Below are 17,079 nucleotides of genomic sequence, written 5' to 3'. Positions count from 1 at the left end.
AAAAATTGCGAAAGCGCAGTGCTTATTTTCCAACAAATATCACACCACGCAAAATATCGCATAGCAAAAACAATTTAAAAAATCACCTCTTAAAATGTAAATGCGGAACGTGCATTGCAATATAATCACATTTAAAAAAATAATAAAATTAAATAAAAACAACAAGATAAAACAAAATAAATCAATTTTATATTATATAAAAACTACTATTTTCTCGCTCTCCAACGTCAACTCAGCCATTCTTTTTCGCCGCAGCGACATATAGTTTCCTCACTGGAACATACCTGCGAGGTCTTTATGCAACAAGAAGCATTAGGAATGGTAGAAACCAAAGGCTTAACCGCAGCCATAGAGGCCGCTGACGCAATGGTTAAGTCGGCTAACGTCTTATTAGTTGGCTATGAAAGGATCGGTTCAGGCCTGGTGACCGTCATCGTTCGTGGCGATGTTGGGGCAGTCAAAGCCGCCACCGACGCCGGTGCCGCCGCAGCCCGCCATGTGGGCGAGGTGAAAGCCGTACACGTCATTCCCCGCCCCCATACCGATGTTGAAAAAATCTTACCCAAGGGGAATAGCCAATGAGCAGCAATGAGCTGGTTGAACAGATCATGGCGCAAGTAATAGCCCGTGTGGCGACGCCAGAGCAGCAGGCGCTTCCGGATACCCCCCATCCCACAGGAGAGACGGCTATGGCAGAGAAAAGCTGCAGCTTAACAGAGTTTGTCGGGACCGCCATTGGCGACACCCTCGGACTGGTCATCGCCAACGTGGATGCCGCGTTGCTGGAGGCGATGAAGCTCGAAAAACGCTATCGCTCTATCGGCATCCTCGGCGCTCGCACCGGTGCCGGACCGCACATTATGGCCGCCGATGAAGCGGTCAAAGCCACCAACACCGAAGTGGTCAGCATTGAACTTCCTCGCGACACCAAGGGCGGCGCCGGCCATGGCTCGCTGATTGTGCTGGGCGGGAACGATGTTTCAGACGTCAAACGCGGGATTGAGGTCGCGCTGAAAGAGCTGGACCGTACCTTCGGCGATGTCTACGGCAATGAAGCGGGTCATATTGAACTGCAGTATACCGCGCGCGCCAGTTATGCCCTGGAAAAAGCGTTCGGCGCCCCGCTCGGCCGCGCCTGCGGCATTATCGTCGGCGCCCCGGCGTCCGTTGGCGTGCTGATGGCAGATACTGCGCTGAAATCAGCCAACGTCGAGGTGGTGGCTTACAGCTCACCGGCCCACGGCACCAGTTTCAGCAACGAAGCCATTCTGGTGATTTCCGGCGACTCTGGCGCGGTGCGCCAGGCGGTGATCTCCGCCCGGGAGATCGGCAAAGCCGTACTGGGGACGCTGGGTGCCGAACCGAAAAACGATCGCCCCTCCTACATTTAATATCCGCGAGGCTGATTCATGAGATCGAAAAGATTTGAAGCACTGGCGAAACGTCCTGTGAATCAGGATGGTTTCGTTAAGGAGTGGATCGAAGAGGGCTTTATCGCGATGGAAAGCCCTAACGATCCCAAACCCTCTATCCGCATCGTCAACGGCGCGGTGACCGAACTCGACGGCAAACCGGTTGAGCAGTTCGACCTGATTGACCACTTTATTGCGCGCTACGGCATTAATCTCGCCCGGGCCGAAGAAGTGATGGCCATGGATTCGGTCAAGCTCGCCAACATGCTCTGCGACCCGAACGTTAAACGCAGCGACATCGTGCCGCTTACTACCGCGATGACCCCGGCGAAAATCGTCGAAGTGGTGTCGCATATGAACGTGGTCGAGATGATGATGGCGATGCAAAAAATGCGCGCCCGCCGCACGCCATCCCAGCAGGCGCATGTCACCAATATCAAAGATAACCCGGTACAGATTGCCGCCGACGCCGCTGAAGGCGCATGGCGAGGCTTTGACGAGCAGGAGACCACCGTCGCCGTGGCGCGCTACGCGCCGTTCAACGCCATCGCCCTGCTGGTCGGTTCACAGGTGGGTCGCCCCGGCGTCCTCACCCAGTGTTCACTGGAAGAAGCCACCGAGCTGAAACTAGGCATGCTGGGCCACACCTGCTATGCCGAAACCATTTCGGTCTACGGTACGGAACCGGTGTTCACCGATGGCGATGACACCCCGTGGTCGAAAGGCTTCCTCGCCTCCTCCTACGCCTCGCGCGGCCTGAAAATGCGCTTTACCTCCGGTTCAGGCTCTGAAGTGCAGATGGGTTATGCCGAAGGCAAATCAATGCTTTATCTCGAAGCGCGCTGCATCTACATCACCAAAGCCGCCGGGGTGCAAGGCCTGCAGAATGGCTCCGTCAGCTGTATCGGCGTGCCGTCCGCCGTGCCGTCCGGGATCCGCGCCGTACTGGCGGAAAACCTGATTTGCTCAGCGCTGGATCTGGAGTGCGCCTCCAGTAACGATCAAACCTTTACCCACTCGGATATGCGGCGTACCGCGCGTCTGCTGATGCAGTTCCTGCCAGGTACCGACTTCATCTCCTCCGGTTACTCGGCGGTGCCGAACTACGACAACATGTTCGCCGGTTCCAACGAAGATGCCGAAGACTTCGATGACTACAACGTGATCCAGCGCGACCTGAAGGTCGATGGCGGCCTGCGGCCGGTGCGTGAAGAGGACGTGATCGCCATTCGTAATAAAGCCGCCCGCGCGCTGCAAGCGGTATTTGCCGGCATGGGTTTGCCACCCATTACGGATGAAGAAGTGGAGGCCGCCACTTACGCCCACGGTTCAAAAGATATGCCTGAGCGCAATATCGTCGAGGACATCAAGTTTGCCCAGGAGATTATCAACAAAAACCGCAACGGCCTGGAGGTGGTGAAAGCCCTGGCGAAAGGCGGCTTCCCCGATGTTGCCCAGGACATGCTCAATATTCAGAAAGCCAAGCTCACCGGCGACTACCTGCATACCTCCGCCATCATTGTTGGCGAGGGCCAGGTGCTCTCGGCCGTGAATGACGTGAACGATTATGCCGGTCCGGCAACAGGCTATCGCCTGCAAGGCGAGCGCTGGGAAGAGATTAAAAATATCCCGGGCGCGCTCGATCCCAATGAACTTGGCTAAGGGGTGAAAAATGGAAATTAACGAAACGCTGCTGCGCCAGATTATCGAAGAGGTACTGGTGGAGATGAAAACAGGCGCAGATAAGCCGGTCTCGTTTAGCGCGCCTGTCGCCTCTGCCGCACCGGTCGCCGTTGCGCCTGTGTCCGGCGACAGCTTCCTGACGGAAGTCGGCGAAGCCAAACCCGGCACGCAGCAGGATGAAGTCATTATTGCCGTCGGGCCAGCGTTTGGTCTGGCGCAAACCGCCAATATCGTCGGCATTCCGCATAAAAATATTCTGCGCGAAGTGATCGCCGGCATTGAAGAAGAAGGCATCAAAGCCCGGGTGATCCGCTGCTTTAAGTCTTCTGATGTCGCCTTCGTGGCGGTGGAAGGCAACCGACTGAGCGGCTCCGGCATCTCGATCGGTATTCAGTCGAAAGGCACCACCGTCATTCACCAGCGCGGCCTGCCGCCGCTTTCCAATCTGGAACTCTTCCCGCAGGCGCCGCTGTTGACGCTGGAAACCTACCGCCAGATTGGCAAAAACGCCGCCCGCTACGCCAAACGCGAGTCGCCGCAGCCGGTGCCGACGCTTAACGATCAGATGGCTCGTCCCAAATACCAGGCGAAGTCGGCCATTTTGCACATTAAAGAGACCAAATACGTGGTGACGGGCAAAAACCCGCAGGAACTGCGCGTGGCGCTTTAACAAAGGATATCCCGATGAATACCGACGCAATTGAATCCATGGTACGCGACGTGCTGAGCCGGATGAACAGCCTACAGGACGGGGTAACGCCCGCGCCAGCCACGCCGACAAACGACACCATTCGCCAGCCAAAAGTAAGCGACTACCCGTTAGCGACCCGCCATCCGGAGTGGGTCAAAACCGCTACCAATAAAACGCTCGATGACCTGACGCTGGAGAGCGTATTGAGCGATCGCGTTACGGCGCAGGATATGCGCATCACCCCGGAAACGCTGCGTATGCAGGCGGCGATCGCCCAGGATGCCGGACGCGATCGGCTGGCGATGAACTTTGAGCGGGCCGCAGAGCTCACCGCGGTTCCTGACGACCGGATCCTTGAGATCTACAACGCCCTGCGCCCATACCGTTCCACCCAGGCGGAGCTACTGGCGATCGCTGATGACCTCGAGCAGCGCTACCAGGCTCGACTCTGTGCCGCCTTTGTTCGGGAAGCGGCCGGGCTGTACGTCGAGCGTAAAAAACTGAAAGGCGACGATTAACAGGGGGCAAGCATGCGCTATATCGCTGGCATTGATATTGGCAACTCATCGACAGAGGTCGCCCTGGCGACGGTCGATGACGCAGGTGTGCTGAACATCCGCCACAGCGCGCTGGCTGAAACCACCGGTATTAAAGGCACATTACGTAATGTGTTCGGTATTCAGGAGGCGCTAACGCAGGCGGCAAAAGCGGCCGGCATTCAGGTCAGCGATATCTCGCTTATTCGCATTAACGAAGCCACGCCGGTCATTGGCGATGTGGCGATGGAGACCATTACGGAAACCATCATCACCGAGTCCACTATGATCGGCCATAACCCGAAGACACCCGGCGGCGTCGGGCTGGGGGTCGGCATCACCATCACACCAGAGGCGCTGCTGTCCTGCTCCGCGGACACGCCCTATATTCTGGTGGTCTCCTCGGCCTTTGACTTTGCCGATGTCGCCGCGATGGTCAATGCGGCAACGGCAGCGGGCTATCAGATAACCGGCATTATTTTGCAGCAGGATGACGGCGTGCTGGTCAATAACCGGCTACAGCAACCGCTGCCGGTGATCGACGAAGTTCAGCATATCGACCGGATTCCACTTGGCATGCTGGCGGCCGTCGAGGTCGCTTTACCCGGTAAGATCATCGAAACGCTCTCCAACCCCTACGGTATTGCGACCGTTTTCGATCTCAACGCCGAGGAGACCAAAAATATCGTGCCAATGGCGCGGGCGCTGATTGGCAACCGCTCGGCCGTGGTGGTGAAAACCCCCTCCGGCGACGTCAAGGCCCGCACTATTCCGGCAGGTAATCTGCTGCTCATCGCTCAGGGCCGCAGCGTACAGGTTGATGTGGCCGCCGGGGCGGAAGCCATCATGAAGGCGGTTGACGGCTGCGGCAAACTGGACAACGTCGCGGGAGAAGCGGGCACTAATATCGGCGGCATGCTTGAGCACGTGCGCCAGACCATGGCGGAGCTTACCAATAAGCCAGCTCAGGAGATCCGCATTCAGGATCTGCTGGCCGTTGATACGGCGGTACCGGTCAGCGTGACCGGCGGTCTTGCGGGGGAGTTCTCGCTGGAGCAAGCGGTGGGTATCGCCTCGATGGTCAAGTCGGATCGCCTGCAGATGGCCCTCATCGCCCGTGAAATTGAACACAAGCTGCAGATCGCGGTTCAGGTGGGCGGCGCGGAAGCGGAGGCGGCCATTCTTGGGGCGCTCACTACTCCCGGCACCACGCGCCCGCTGGCGATCCTCGATCTGGGCGCCGGGTCGACCGACGCCTCCATTATCAATGCGCAGGGAGAGATCAGCGCCACCCACCTGGCCGGTGCCGGCGATATGGTCACGATGATCATCGCCCGCGAGCTGGGGCTTGAGGACCGCTACCTGGCGGAAGAGATCAAAAAATATCCGCTGGCAAAAGTTGAAAGCCTGTTTCATCTGCGTCATGAAGACGGCAGCGTCCAGTTTTTTCCGTCGGCCTTACCACCGGCGGTATTTGCCCGCGTCTGCGTGGTGAAACCGGATGAACTGGTTCCCCTGCCTGGCGATCTGCCGCTGGAGAAAGTGCGCGCCATTCGTCGTAGCGCCAAATCACGCGTCTTCGTCACCAACGCCCTGCGAGCGTTACGCCAGGTGAGCCCTACCGGCAACATTCGCGACATCCCGTTCGTGGTGCTGGTGGGCGGCTCGTCCCTCGATTTCGAGATCCCCCAGCTGGTCACCGACGCGCTGGCGCACTACCGGCTGGTTGCCGGGCGCGGCAACATCCGCGGCTGTGAAGGCCCGCGCAATGCGGTCGCCAGCGGATTACTCCTTTCATGGCAAAAAGGAGGCACGCATGGAGAGTAGCGTAGTCGCCCCCGCCATCGTCATTGCCGTCACTGACGAATGCAGCGAACAGTGGCGCGATGTCCTGCTGGGCATTGAAGAGGAAGGCATACCTTTTGTTCTGCAGCCGCAGACCGGGGGCGATCTTGTCCATCACGCCTGGCAGGCGGCACAGCGTTCGCCGCTGCAGGTGGGCATCGCCTGCGACCGGGAACAGCTCATCGTGCACTACAAAAATTTACCCGCATCAGCGCCACTGTTTTCGCTGATGTATCACCAGGACAGGCTGGCCCGACGTAACACTGGCAACAATGCGGCTCGTCTCGTCAAAGGGATCCCATTTCGGGATCGCAATGCTTAATCCACAGGAGAACGCAGTATGAATAACGCACTAGGACTGGTTGAAACAAAAGGCCTGGTTGGCGCCATTGAAGCCGCTGATGCAATGGTGAAATCCGCCAACGTGCAGTTGATTGGTTACGAAAAAATTGGCTCCGGGCTGATTACCGTGATGGTCCGCGGCGACGTCGGCGCGGTCAAAGCCGCCGTTGACGCCGGCAGCGCGGCGGCCAGCGTGGTCGGCGAGGTCAAGTCCAGCCATGTGATCCCGCGCCCGCATAGCGATGTTGAGGCCATTCTGCCGAAATCTGTCTGACCCTCAAAAAAGGAGCACCGCGTGAAGCAATCACTGGGATTACTTGAGGTCAGCGGTCTGGCCCTGGCCATCACCTGCGCCGACGCTATGGCGAAAGCGGCCGCCATCACGCTGCTCGCCCTGGAAAAGACCAACGGTTCCGGCTGGATGGTGGTGAAGATCGCCGGTGATGTGGCCTCTGTCCAGGCGGCGGTGATGACCGGGGCCGAACTCGCCGAACGGCAGCAGGGGCTGGTAGCGCAGAAAGTTATCGCCAGGCCCGGTGCAGGCCTGCTGCCAGCTCGCGTCCAGGCGCCTTCACCAGCGCCTGACGTCGCCGTGACGGGGGAGAACACGGCCCCCACAGACCCCCCCTCCCACTCTACGGAGCGAGTGACCTGCAACCTGTGCCTGGACCCACACTGCCCACGACAAAAAGGCGATCCCCGCTCGCAGTGCCTGCACGCCGGTAAACGAGGTGACGCGTAATGGATAAACAACAGCTGGCTTCGACAGTCAACAAAGTGCTGGATGAGATGCGTCAGCGTCCCATTCCAATCGGTATCTCCAGTCGTCATATCCATTTAGCGGCTGCGGACTACGCCAGGCTTTTTCCCGCGCAGCCCATCCAGCCGAAAAAAGCGCTGCTGCAGCCGGGACAATATGCTGCAGAGCAGACGGTGACTTTGGTTGGCCCCAAAGGGCGATTAAATAACGTGCGCCTGCTCGGCCCTTTGCGCCAGACCAGCCAGGTGGAAATCTCACGCACCGACGCCCGGACTCTCGGTATCGCCGCGCCGCTGCGCATGTCCGGCAATCTGCAGGACACACCGGGGATCCGCCTGATAAGCCCCTTTGCCGAACTGGAGCTGAGCTGCGGGACGATTGTTGCCCAGCGACATATTCATATGTCGCCACTTGATGCGTTGATCCTGCGCGTCGCCCATGGTGATAGCGTTGCGGTGGCGATCGAAGGCAGCGACAGGCGGCTTATCTTCGACAACGTAGCGGTCCGCGTAGCTCCGGATATGCGTCTTGAAATGCATATCGATACTGACGAAGCCAATGCTGCAGGCGCTGACGCTGCGCAGGCCTGGGCTACGCTGGTGACGAAGCCATGAACCACGCGATGCTGCAGCGTATCGTCGAGGAGGTCGCCGCCCGCCTGCGCCGTCGCGCCCTGAGTACGGCCACGCTCAGCGTGGCCCAGCTCGGCGAAGCGGATATCCGCAGCCTGCTGTGCCAGCACGCTTCGCTACGCATCGTGCAAGTGGATTTACCGCTATTGGAACAGCTTACCGGCCAGCGTGCGCTGGCGGCCGCCGGGTGCGCACTGCACGAGGCGATGGCCTGGGGCGTTCGGGTACAGTTAACGCTGCTTCCCGCGCTGCTCCCCGCGCTGGCGGTAAAAAAACTCGCCCGCTTGCCGCTGACGTTCAGCGACCCGCTTGGCCAGCCCGTCAGGCTTCACGCCGCGTCGGTGCTCACCTACGCCGATGTAGCCCGCCTCCACGGAGGTTATCTGGTGCTGCGTCGCCGCCCCATTATCACCGCCCTCGCCCGCGAAGCGGCCGTCGCGCGGCATGTTCAATTGATTAAGCAGGAGTGAACTATGCATCTGGCACGCGTGACCGGCGCCGTCGTCTCGACGCAAAAGTCCCCCTCTCTGAACGGCAAAAAACTGCTGCTGGTTCGCCGGGTAAGCGCGGACGACGATCGTCCGATTCTCCCCACGAGCGGCGATGAAGTGGCGGTAGATTCGGTTGGCGCTGGCGTCGGCGAGCTGGTGCTGCTCTGCAGCGGCTCGAGTGCACGCCACGTCTTCAGCGGCCCGAATGAGGCCATCGATCTTGCCGTCGTGGGCATTGTTGACTCACTTTCACGCTAAGGGGGCGCCTGTGGCTATCTATACCCGAACCGGCGATGCCGGCAGTACATCACTCTTTACCGGCCAGCGGGTCAGCAAGACGCATCCGCGCGTCGAAGCCTACGGCACCCTGGATGAACTGAACGCCATACTGAGCCTGTGCGTCTGCGCCGTCGCTGAAGAGGAACAGCGCACCCTGCTCGAAGCCCTGCAGCAGCACATTTTCTGGTTCAGCGCGGAGCTCGCCAGCGACAGCGAACAGCCATCACCCGGCCAGCGCTATATCAGCAGCGAAGAAATTGCCCTGCTGGAGCAGACCATCGATCGCGAGATGGCCCGCGTGCCGGCGCTGCACCAGTTTGTGTTGCCCGGACGCTGTGAAGCCGCCAGTCGCTTGCACCTGGCCCGCACCGTTGCCAGACGAGCGGAGCGCCGGCTGGTCGAGCTGGCGGCAGAGGTCACTATCCGTCAGATACTGCTTCGCTATCTCAACCGGCTATCAGACTGTTTGTATGCGCTGGCGCGCGGCGAGGATCATGCCGATCACCAGCGCCGCCTTGTTACGGAGATCGCGGCCCGCTATCTGACCGTCAGCGGGTCGCCTTCGCCCGACGCGCCCGAAGCCCAGGCCGGGTCGCTCTCCTTTCACGAGCTGCATCAGCTCATACGGCAGGCCATCGAACACGCCCGCCAACTACAGGTGCCGGTAGTAATCAGCATCGTTGACGCACATGGCACCGAAACCGTGACCTGGCGAATGCCCGATGCGCTGCTGGTCAGCAGCGAGCTGGCGCCGAAAAAAGCCTGGACCGCCGTCGCCATGAAAACCGCCACCCACGAGCTCGCGACAACCGTACAACCAGGCGCTGCGCTGTACGGTCTGGAGAGCCATCTGCTGGGCAAAGTCGTCACCTTTGGCGGCGGATATCCGCTGTGGCGCGATGGCCAGCTAATAGCCGGCCTCGGGATTAGCGGCGGCAGCGTCGAGCAGGATATGGCTATTGCACAGGCTGCCATGGCGGCCATTAACGTGAGAACACATCAATGAATACAGCAGAACTGGAAACCCTTATCCGCACCATCCTCAGTGAAAAGCTCGCGCCGACGCCCCCTGCCCCTCAGCAAGAGCAGGGCATTTTTCGCGACGTCGGCTGCGCCATCGACGCCGCTCATCAGGCTTTTCTCCGCTATCAGCAGTGTCCGCTAAAAACCCGCAGCGCCATTATCAGCGCCCTGCGGGAGACGCTGGCCCCCGAGCTGGCAACGCTGGCGGAGGAGAGCGCCACGGAAACCGGCATGGGCAACAAAGAAGATAAGCATCTGAAAAATAAAGCCGCTCTTGAAAACACGCCGGGCATAGAGGATCTCACTACCAGCGCCCTCACCGGCGATGGCGGGATGGTGCTGTTTGAGTACTCGCCGTTCGGGGTTATTGGCGCCGTGGCGCCCAGCACCAACCCAACGGAAACCATTATCAACAACAGTATCAGCATGCTGGCGGCGGGTAACAGCGTCTATTTCAGCCCCCATCCCGGCGCGAAAAAGGTCTCGTTGAAGCTTATCGCCAGGATCGAAGAGATCGCCTACCGCTGCAGCGGGATCCGTAACCTGGTGGTGACCGTTGCCGAGCCGACCTTTGAAGCCACCCAGCAAATGATGTCCCACCCGCTGATTGCCGTTCTGGCTATCACCGGCGGCCCTGGCATTGTGGCAATGGGTATGAAAAGCGGTAAAAAAGTGATCGGCGCTGGCGCCGGCAATCCACCGTGCATCGTTGATGAAACGGCCGATCTCGTCAAAGCCGCCGAAGATATCATCAGCGGCGCCGCCTTCGATTACAACCTGCCCTGTATCGCCGAAAAAAGCCTGATCGTCGTCGCCTCCGTCGCTGACCGCCTGATCCAGCAGATGCAGGATTTTGACGCGCTGCTGTTGAGCCGACAGGAGGCCGATACCCTGCGTGCCGTCTGCCTGCCGGACGGCGCGGCGAATAAAAAACTGGTCGGTAAAAGCCCGGCTGCGCTGCTGGCGGCGGCGGGTCTCGCCGTTCCGCCTCGCCCCCCTCGCCTGCTGATAGCCGAGGTGGAGGCGAACGACCCCTGGGTAACCTGCGAGCAGCTGATGCCGGTGCTGCCGATCGTCAGGGTCGTCGACTTTGACAGCGCCCTGGCGCTAGCCCTGCGCGTTGAGGAGGGTCTGCACCACACCGCCATCATGCACTCACAGAACGTCTCGCGACTCAATCTGGCGGCACGCACGCTACAGACCTCCATCTTTGTCAAAAATGGCCCGTCTTACGCGGGAATCGGCGTTGGTGGCGAAGGGTTTACCACCTTCACCATCGCCACGCCAACCGGGGAAGGCACCACCTCCGCGCGGACGTTCGCCCGCCTGCGGCGCTGCGTGTTGACCAACGGTTTTTCCATTCGCTAACCGGGGGCGCCATGCACACCTTTTCTCTGCAAACGCGCCTCTACAGCGGCCCGGGCAGCCTGGCCGCGCTGCAGCGCTTTAGCCATCAGCATATCTGGATCGTCTGCGACGGCTTCCTGGCTCGCTCACCGCTGCTTGACCGGCTGCGCGCCGCGCTGCCCGCCAGCAACCGCATCAGCGTGTTCAGCGATATTACGCCGGATCCGACCATTCATACCGTAGCGAAAGGGATAGCGCAGATGCAGGCCCTGCGTCCGCAGGTGGTGATCGGCTTCGGCGGCGGCTCGGCGATGGATGCCGCCAAGGCTATCGTCTGGTTCAGTCAACAGGGCGGGCTGCCTGTCGACACCTGCGTGGCGATCCCCACCACCAGCGGTACCGGTTCGGAAGTGACCAGCGCCTGCGTCATCAGCGACCCGGAAAAAGGGATCAAGTACCCGCTGTTCCATGAGGCGCTCTGTCCCGACATGGCGATCATCGACCCGACGCTGGTGGTCAGCGTACCGCCCACGATCACAGCCCATACCGGGCTGGACGTGCTAACCCACGCGCTTGAGGCATGGGTCTCGCCGCAGGCCACCGATTTTACCGATGCGCTGGCGGAAAAGGCCGCCAGGCTGGTGTTTCGCGCCCTGCCCGTTGCGGTTCGCCAGGGCGACTGCGTCGCGACCCGCAGTAAAATGCACAATGCCTCAACCCTTGCCGGCATGGCCTTTAGCCAGGCTGGCCTTGGGCTCAATCATGCGATCGCCCATCAGCTTGGCGGCCAGTTTCACCTCCCCCATGGCCTGGCCAACGCGCTGCTGCTGACCTCGGTGATCCGCTTCAACGCCGGCGAGCCGCGAGCGGCGAAGCGCTATGCGCGCCTGGCCAGGGCCTGCCGCTTCTGCCCGCCCGAAGCTGGCGAGCAGGAGGCTGTCCAGGCGCTGATTGCCGCGGTGGAAACGCTGAAACAGCAGTGTGCCATTCCCACCCTCAAGGGCGCCTTGCAGGAAAAATATCCCCTGTTCTTATCGCGAATTCCCGCCATGGTGCCGGCCGCGCTGGCCGACGCCACCCTGCGCACCAACCCGCGCCCGGCCGATGGCGCGGCCATTGCGCAACTGCTGGAGAGCCTGCAATGAGGGAAACGATAGTGCCACTACCAGACATGGACGCGGCGGAGATCCGCGAGCGCGTCCGGGCTGCCGGCGTCGTGGGAGCCGGTGGCGCAGGCTTTCCGACCCACATCAAACTGCAGGCCCTGGTGGACACCGTGCTGGTGAACGCCGCCGAATGCGAACCGATGCTGAAGGTTGATCAACAGCTGATGGCGCAGCAGGCTGACCGACTGATTCGCGGCCTGGGTTACGCAATGACCGCCACCGGTGCCCGGGAAGGGATCATTGCCCTGAAGGCGAAATATGCTGCGGCGATTGCGGCCTTAACCCCGCGACTCCCGGGATGGGCCCGGCTGCATATTCTGCCTGACGTCTATCCGGCCGGGGATGAGGTGCTCACTATCTGGCTGGCGACGGGACGCCGCGTACCGCCTGCCGCACTGCCGGTCAGCGTCGGCGTGGTGGTCAATAACGTGCAGACAGTACTCAATATCGCCAGAGCCGTAGAGCAAGGCTATCCGGTAACTCGCCGGACGTTGACCGTCAATGGCGCCGTCGCCCGTCCGCTGACGCTGACCGTACCGCTGGGCATGTCGCTGCACGAGGTGCTGGATCTGGCCGGTGGCGCGACGGTTGACGATCCGGGGTTTATCAACGGCGGGCCGATGATGGGCTCGCTTATTACCTCCCTCGAGACACCGGTCACCAAAACCACCGGCGGCCTGCTGGTGCTCCCGGGCAACCATCCATTGATCCAGCGACGGCGGCAGGATGAGAGAACGCTGCTCGCCATCGCCCGCACTGTCTGTGAACAGTGCCGTTTATGCACAGATTTATGCCCCCGGCACCTGATCGGCCATGAGCTTTCCCCTCATCTGCTGGTACGGGCGGTGAACTATCGCCAGGCGGCCACCCCGTCGCTGCTGCTCAGCGCCCTGACCTGTTCGGAGTGCAACGTTTGCGAGAGCGTCGCCTGCCCGGTGGGTATTTCCCCCATGCGCATCAACCGTCTGCTGAAACGTGAGCTGAGGGCGAAAAATCTGCGCTACGACGGGCCGCTGCGACCGGCGGACGAGATGGCGAAGCATCGGCTGGTGCCGGTCAAGCGGCTCATCAGCAAACTGGGGCTTGATCCCTGGTATCAGGAGGCGCCGCTGACGGCGGTGGAACCGGGGGTGACCTGCGTCACCCTGCCCCTGCGCCAGCATATCGGCATCAGCGCCGTGCCCTGCGTCGCGCCGGGAGAGCAGGTGACGCGTGGCCAGCTGCTGGCAGATATCCCTGCCGACGCCCTCGGCGCGCCGGTACACGCCAGTATTGACGGCCTGGTCTCCGCCATCACGGAGCAGGCCATTACGCTTGTAAGAGGTTCATTACGCTTGTAAGAGGTTAATCATGACCCAGGCTATCGGAATTTTAGAACTGACCAGCATCGCCAGGGGGATGGAGCTGGGCGACGTCATGCTGAAAAGCGCGAACGTACAGCTCCTGCTCTGCAGAACCCTTTGCCCCGGGAAATTCCTGCTGATGCTCGGCGGCGACGTCGGCGCCGTGCAGCAGGCAATCGCCGCCGGCACCGCGCGCGCCGGGGAAATGCTGGTGGACAGCCTGGTGCTGGCCAACATTCACCCCAGCATCCTACCGGCGATCAGCGGTCTCAACGTGGTCGAGCAGCGACAGGCGGCGGGGATCGTCGAAACCTGGAGCGTAGCGGCGTGCATCAGCGCCGCCGACCGCGCGGTGAAAGCCGCCAACGTCACCCTGGTGCGGGTCCATATGGCGTTTGGTATCGGCGGCAAATGCTACATGGTGGTGGCGGGTGATATCGCCGATGTCGACAACGCCGTCACGGTGGCCAGCGACAGCGCAGGCGAGAAAGGATTACTGGTTTACCGGGCAGTGATCCCGCGACCGCACGATGCGCTGTGGCAACAGCTGATGGAGGGATAATGGAACCGCAAACCCCTACCGAACGCATGATCCAGGAGTATGTCCCGGGCAAACAGGTCACTCTGGCGCATCTCATTGCCAATCCTGGCAAAGATCTGTTCAAAAAGCTGGGTCTGCCGGACGCGGTCTCCGCCATCGGCATTCTTACCATTACCCCCAGTGAAGCATCGATTATCGCCTGCGACATCGCCACCAAATCCGGCGCGGTGGAGATCGGCTTTCTCGATCGCTTCACCGGCGCGGTGGTGTTGACCGGCGATGTCTCCGCCGTGGAGTACGCGCTCAGGCAGGTCACACGCACCCTCGGTGAGCTGATGCGCTTCACCGCTTGCCCAATTACCCGGACCTGAGCCCATAAAACGCCTGATGCTTATCGGACCCAGCCAGTGCGGCAAAACCTCGTTGACCCAGGTATTGCGTGGCGAAACGCTGCGTTATCAGAAAACGCAGGCCATCGTCTGGACGCCGACCACCATCGATACCCCCGGGGAATATCTGGAAAATCGCTGCCTGTACAGCGCGCTGTTAACCAGCGCCTGCGAGGCCGATGTCATCGCGCTGGTACTGAATGCCGATGCGCCCTGGTCACCTTTTTCTCCGGGGTTTACCGCCCCGATGAACCGCCCGGTCATCGGGGTGATCACCAAAGCCGATTTGGCCGCCCCGCCCCGTCTGCAACAGGTCCGGGCATGGCTCGACGCGGCGGGCGCCGGACATATCTTTATCACCAGCGCGTTAACCGGCGACGGGCTTGATGACCTGTTCGCCTGCCTGAATACAGAGGAATATCAATGACCTATAAAATCATGGCGATTAACGCCGGCAGCTCCTCCCTGAAGTTTCAGCTGCTTAACATGCCGCAGGGGGCGTTGCTCTGTCAGGGGTTGATCGAACGTATCGGCCTGCCCGAGGCCCGCTTCACGCTGAAAACGTCGGCACAGAAATGGCAGGAGACGCTGCCCATCGCTGATCACCATGAGGCAGTGACCCTGCTGCTGGAGGCGCTGACCGGCCGCGGGATCCTGAGCAGCCTGCAGGAGATCGACGGCGTTGGCCACCGCGTCGCCCACGGCGGCGAACGCTTCAAAGACGCCGCGCTGGTCTGCGACGATACCCTGCGGGAGATCGAGCGCCTGGCGGAGCTGGCGCCGTTGCATAACCCGGTCAATGCGCTGGGCATTCGTCTTTTTCGCCAGCTGTTACCCGCGGTACCGGCGGTGGCAGTTTTTGATACCGCCTTTCACCAGACCCTGGCGCCGGAGGCCTGGCTCTATCCCCTCCCCTGGCGCTATTACGCCGAGCTGGGCATTCGCCGCTACGGTTTTCACGGTACCAGCCATCACTATGTCAGCAGCGCGCTGGCGGAAAAGCTGGGCGTACCGCTGAGCGCCCTGCGGGTAGTAAGCTGCCATCTGGGCAATGGCTGTAGCGTCTGCGCCATCAAAGGCGGGCAGTCGGTGAATACCTCAATGGGCTTTACCCCGCAGTCCGGGGTGATGATGGGCACCCGCAGCGGCGATATCGACCCGTCGATTCTTCCCTGGCTGGTGGAGAAAGAAGGGAAATCCGCCCAGCAGCTCAGCCAGTTGCTGAATAATGAATCCGGGCTGCTTGGCGTCTCCGGTGTATCCTCTGATTACCGCGACGTCGAACAGGCAGCTGACGCCGGCAACGAACGGGCGGCTCTGGCGCTGTCGCTGTTTGCCGAACGCATTCGCGCGACTATCGGCAGCTATATCATGCAGATGGGGGGTCTGGACGCGCTGATTTTTACCGGCGGCATAGGCGAGAATTCCGCCCGGGCGCGGGCGACGATCTGCCGCAATTTGCACTTTCTCGGCCTCGCGCTGGACGACGAGAAAAACCAGCGGAGCACGACCTTTATTCAGGCGGATAATGCGCTGGTCAAAGTGGCGGTGATCAACACCAATGAAGAGCTAATGATTGCCCGCGACGTCATGCGTCTTGCATTGCCGCAGGCGCGCGAGCTGGCGGTGTCGGCATAAACGACGCACCTCCTCTTGCGGAGAATCATGGTAACCGGCGGGCCGCCATGCCACTATGCGCCCTGGCGAAGGTAAGCGGAAAGGTGAAAACGTGGCTGTTGCACAATGTCCCGCCTCGTGCGGAGAACTTATCCAGGGCTGGATCCTCGGCAGCGAAAAGCTGGTCTCCTGTCCGGTGGACTGGTACAGCACCGTCGAGGTCGAGACCGGGGTGCCACGAAAAGACGAGCGGCCGCTGTCGCGGGCGATGGTCGACCAGCTGCTGGCCCACTGGGGCTATCCTCCAGCGCTGAGCCAGCAGATCCGCATCACCCTGCACTCAACGATCCCGGTGGCCAAAGGGATGGCCAGCAGCACCGCCGATATCGCTGCCACCGCCGTCGCCACCGCCCATCATCTGGGCCATCTACTGGATGAGCCGACGCTGGCGCGCCTGTGCGTCGCGCTGGAGCCTACCGACAGCACCCTGTTTCGCCAGCTGACACTGTTCGATCATAATACCGCCGCCACGCAAATCGCCTGTCCCCCTCCGCCGGCGCTCGACCTGTTAGTGCTGGAGAGCCCGCTGACGCTGCGCACCACCGACTATCACCAGCTACCGCGCGAGCCGGGCCTGTTGGCAAACGCCTCCCGGCTGCAGCTGGCGTGGGAGAAAGTGCAGCAGGCCTGCCACTGCGGCAACCCGCAGCTGCTGGGCGAAGCAGCAACCATCAGCGCCATTGCCAGCCAGCAGCTGTTGCCTAAGCCGGGATTTGACGTACTGCTGGACCTGGTGGAAAACGCAGGGCTCTATGGCCTCAACGTCGCGCACAGCGGCAGCGTCGTCGGCCTGCTGCTGGACCGCCGTCGTCATGACGTCGAATTTCTGCAATGGCGGCTGGCAGACAGCGACATCGCCGCCCACTGGCCGCAGCAGCATCTGTTGGCGATGGTGCCCGGGGGCGTCACCCTGCAGTAGGCC

General features: G+C 61.1%; 21 protein-coding genes. All 21 read left to right on the top strand.

The features are described from left to right. Positions 1–297 precede the first annotated feature (297 nt). The 21 genes from pduA to LGL98_RS04520 all read left to right on the top strand — a co-directional run bounded on the left by pduA (position 298) and on the right by LGL98_RS04520 (position 17,076). A complete protein-coding gene (pduA, locus tag LGL98_RS04620; RefSeq protein ID WP_002915737.1) occupies positions 298–582 on the top strand; it encodes a propanediol utilization microcompartment protein PduA in 285 nt (94 codons plus the stop codon). Further along, positions 579–1,391, top strand: a complete 813-nt coding sequence (gene pduB, locus LGL98_RS04615; RefSeq protein WP_136029308.1) for a propanediol utilization microcompartment protein PduB — start codon at positions 579–581, stop codon at positions 1,389–1,391. Before pduA ends, pduB begins: the two co-directional genes overlap by 4 nt. Before the next feature lie 18 nt (positions 1,392–1,409). Next, positions 1,410–3,074, top strand: a complete 1,665-nt coding sequence (pduC, locus tag LGL98_RS04610) for a propanediol dehydratase large subunit PduC (RefSeq protein WP_002915744.1) — start codon at positions 1,410–1,412, stop codon at positions 3,072–3,074. Positions 3,075–3,084: 10 nt separating this feature from the next. Next, complete coding sequence (pduD, locus tag LGL98_RS04605) at positions 3,085–3,765, top strand: propanediol dehydratase medium subunit PduD (protein WP_136029306.1); 681 nt, start codon at positions 3,085–3,087, stop codon at positions 3,763–3,765. Positions 3,766–3,779: 14 nt separating this feature from the next. Beyond that, the gene (gene pduE, locus LGL98_RS04600; protein WP_136029304.1) at positions 3,780–4,304 is read left to right on the top strand and encodes a propanediol dehydratase small subunit PduE; all 525 of its coding nucleotides are present in this window, start codon (positions 3,780–3,782) and stop codon (positions 4,302–4,304) included. A gap of 12 nt (positions 4,305–4,316) precedes the next feature. Continuing rightward, positions 4,317–6,149, top strand: coding sequence for a diol dehydratase reactivase subunit alpha (locus tag LGL98_RS04595; protein ID WP_136029302.1), 1,833 nt, complete (start codon positions 4,317–4,319; stop codon positions 6,147–6,149). Then, the gene (locus LGL98_RS04590) at positions 6,139–6,489 is read left to right on the top strand and encodes a glycerol dehydratase reactivase beta/small subunit family protein (protein WP_136029300.1); all 351 of its coding nucleotides are present in this window, start codon (positions 6,139–6,141) and stop codon (positions 6,487–6,489) included. Before LGL98_RS04595 ends, LGL98_RS04590 begins: the two co-directional genes overlap by 11 nt. An 18-nt stretch (positions 6,490–6,507) precedes the next feature. After that, on the top strand, positions 6,508–6,783 hold the full coding sequence (pduJ, locus tag LGL98_RS04585) for a propanediol utilization microcompartment protein PduJ (RefSeq protein WP_002915806.1): 276 nt from the start codon (positions 6,508–6,510) through the stop codon (positions 6,781–6,783). A 21-nt stretch (positions 6,784–6,804) separates the two neighbouring features. Beyond that, positions 6,805–7,251 (top strand): BMC domain-containing protein, encoded by a 447-nt coding sequence (locus LGL98_RS04580; protein ID WP_136029298.1) that lies wholly within the window; start codon positions 6,805–6,807, stop codon positions 7,249–7,251. After that, on the top strand, positions 7,251–7,883 hold the full coding sequence (locus LGL98_RS04575; protein ID WP_136029296.1) for a phosphate propanoyltransferase: 633 nt from the start codon (positions 7,251–7,253) through the stop codon (positions 7,881–7,883). The genes LGL98_RS04580 and LGL98_RS04575 overlap by 1 nt, the downstream gene beginning before the upstream one ends. Then, positions 7,880–8,371: a microcompartment protein PduM gene (gene pduM, locus LGL98_RS04570; RefSeq protein WP_136029294.1), complete on the top strand. Its 492-nt coding sequence runs from the start codon at positions 7,880–7,882 to the stop codon at positions 8,369–8,371. Before LGL98_RS04575 ends, pduM begins: the two co-directional genes overlap by 4 nt. A gap of 3 nt (positions 8,372–8,374) precedes the next feature. Further along, complete coding sequence (locus LGL98_RS04565) at positions 8,375–8,650, top strand: EutN/CcmL family microcompartment protein (RefSeq protein ID WP_002915814.1); 276 nt, start codon at positions 8,375–8,377, stop codon at positions 8,648–8,650. 10 nt (positions 8,651–8,660) lie between these two features. Continuing rightward, positions 8,661–9,677, top strand: coding sequence for a two-domain cob(I)yrinic acid a,c-diamide adenosyltransferase PduO (gene pduO / locus LGL98_RS04560; RefSeq protein WP_136029292.1), 1,017 nt, complete (start codon positions 8,661–8,663; stop codon positions 9,675–9,677). Beyond that, positions 9,674–11,062, top strand: coding sequence for a CoA-acylating propionaldehyde dehydrogenase PduP (gene pduP, locus LGL98_RS04555; protein WP_136029290.1), 1,389 nt, complete (start codon positions 9,674–9,676; stop codon positions 11,060–11,062). Before pduO ends, pduP begins: the two co-directional genes overlap by 4 nt. An 11-nt stretch (positions 11,063–11,073) precedes the next feature. Continuing rightward, positions 11,074–12,186: a 1-propanol dehydrogenase PduQ gene (gene pduQ, locus LGL98_RS04550; RefSeq protein WP_136029288.1), complete on the top strand. Its 1,113-nt coding sequence runs from the start codon at positions 11,074–11,076 to the stop codon at positions 12,184–12,186. Beyond that, entirely contained in the window at positions 12,183–13,547 is a 1,365-nt protein-coding gene (locus tag LGL98_RS04545) for a 4Fe-4S dicluster domain-containing protein (protein ID WP_136029286.1), read from the top strand. The genes pduQ and LGL98_RS04545 overlap by 4 nt, the downstream gene beginning before the upstream one ends. A gap of 10 nt (positions 13,548–13,557) precedes the next feature. Next, the gene (gene pduT, locus LGL98_RS04540) at positions 13,558–14,112 is read left to right on the top strand and encodes a propanediol utilization microcompartment protein PduT (protein ID WP_136029284.1); all 555 of its coding nucleotides are present in this window, start codon (positions 13,558–13,560) and stop codon (positions 14,110–14,112) included. Continuing rightward, entirely contained in the window at positions 14,112–14,462 is a 351-nt protein-coding gene (gene pduU / locus LGL98_RS04535) for a propanediol utilization microcompartment protein PduU (protein WP_002915850.1), read from the top strand. The genes pduT and pduU overlap by 1 nt, the downstream gene beginning before the upstream one ends. A 4-nt stretch (positions 14,463–14,466) precedes the next feature. Next, positions 14,467–14,907, top strand: coding sequence for a propanediol utilization protein PduV (gene pduV, locus LGL98_RS04530; protein ID WP_136029282.1), 441 nt, complete (start codon positions 14,467–14,469; stop codon positions 14,905–14,907). After that, positions 14,904–16,118, top strand: a complete 1,215-nt coding sequence (locus LGL98_RS04525; protein ID WP_136029280.1) for an acetate/propionate family kinase — start codon at positions 14,904–14,906, stop codon at positions 16,116–16,118. Before pduV ends, LGL98_RS04525 begins: the two co-directional genes overlap by 4 nt. Positions 16,119–16,209: 91 nt before the next feature. After that, positions 16,210–17,076, top strand: coding sequence for an L-threonine kinase (locus LGL98_RS04520; protein WP_136029278.1), 867 nt, complete (start codon positions 16,210–16,212; stop codon positions 17,074–17,076). Positions 17,077–17,079: the final 3 nt, after the last annotated feature.

Origin of the sequence: Klebsiella africana (genome assembly GCF_020526085.1) — a bacterium.
In the GTDB taxonomy this organism is placed as follows: Bacteria; Pseudomonadota; Gammaproteobacteria; order Enterobacterales; family Enterobacteriaceae; genus Klebsiella; species Klebsiella africana.
This window is presented reverse-complemented; position numbering and strand designations above follow the sequence as displayed.

Excerpts from the sequence above, each read along its gene's own strand:
- pduA (WP_002915737.1), top strand. The coding sequence starts at position 298 with ATGCAACAAGAAGCATTAGGAATGGTAGAAACCAAAGGCTTAACCGCA.
- pduB (WP_136029308.1), top strand. The coding sequence starts at position 579 with ATGAGCAGCAATGAGCTGGTTGAACAGATCATGGCGCAAGTAATAGCC.
- pduC (WP_002915744.1), top strand. The coding sequence starts at position 1,410 with ATGAGATCGAAAAGATTTGAAGCACTGGCGAAACGTCCTGTGAATCAG.
- pduD (WP_136029306.1), top strand. The coding sequence starts at position 3,085 with ATGGAAATTAACGAAACGCTGCTGCGCCAGATTATCGAAGAGGTACTG.
- pduE (WP_136029304.1), top strand. The coding sequence starts at position 3,780 with ATGAATACCGACGCAATTGAATCCATGGTACGCGACGTGCTGAGCCGG.
- LGL98_RS04595 (WP_136029302.1), top strand. The coding sequence starts at position 4,317 with ATGCGCTATATCGCTGGCATTGATATTGGCAACTCATCGACAGAGGTC.
- LGL98_RS04590 (WP_136029300.1), top strand. The coding sequence starts at position 6,139 with ATGGAGAGTAGCGTAGTCGCCCCCGCCATCGTCATTGCCGTCACTGAC.
- pduJ (WP_002915806.1), top strand. The coding sequence starts at position 6,508 with ATGAATAACGCACTAGGACTGGTTGAAACAAAAGGCCTGGTTGGCGCC.
- LGL98_RS04575 (WP_136029296.1), top strand. The coding sequence starts at position 7,251 with ATGGATAAACAACAGCTGGCTTCGACAGTCAACAAAGTGCTGGATGAG.
- pduM (WP_136029294.1), top strand. The coding sequence starts at position 7,880 with ATGAACCACGCGATGCTGCAGCGTATCGTCGAGGAGGTCGCCGCCCGC.
- LGL98_RS04565 (WP_002915814.1), top strand. The coding sequence starts at position 8,375 with ATGCATCTGGCACGCGTGACCGGCGCCGTCGTCTCGACGCAAAAGTCC.
- pduP (WP_136029290.1), top strand. The coding sequence starts at position 9,674 with ATGAATACAGCAGAACTGGAAACCCTTATCCGCACCATCCTCAGTGAA.
- pduQ (WP_136029288.1), top strand. The coding sequence starts at position 11,074 with ATGCACACCTTTTCTCTGCAAACGCGCCTCTACAGCGGCCCGGGCAGC.
- LGL98_RS04545 (WP_136029286.1), top strand. The coding sequence starts at position 12,183 with ATGAGGGAAACGATAGTGCCACTACCAGACATGGACGCGGCGGAGATC.
- pduT (WP_136029284.1), top strand. The coding sequence starts at position 13,558 with ATGACCCAGGCTATCGGAATTTTAGAACTGACCAGCATCGCCAGGGGG.
- pduU (WP_002915850.1), top strand. The coding sequence starts at position 14,112 with ATGGAACCGCAAACCCCTACCGAACGCATGATCCAGGAGTATGTCCCG.
- LGL98_RS04525 (WP_136029280.1), top strand. The coding sequence starts at position 14,904 with ATGACCTATAAAATCATGGCGATTAACGCCGGCAGCTCCTCCCTGAAG.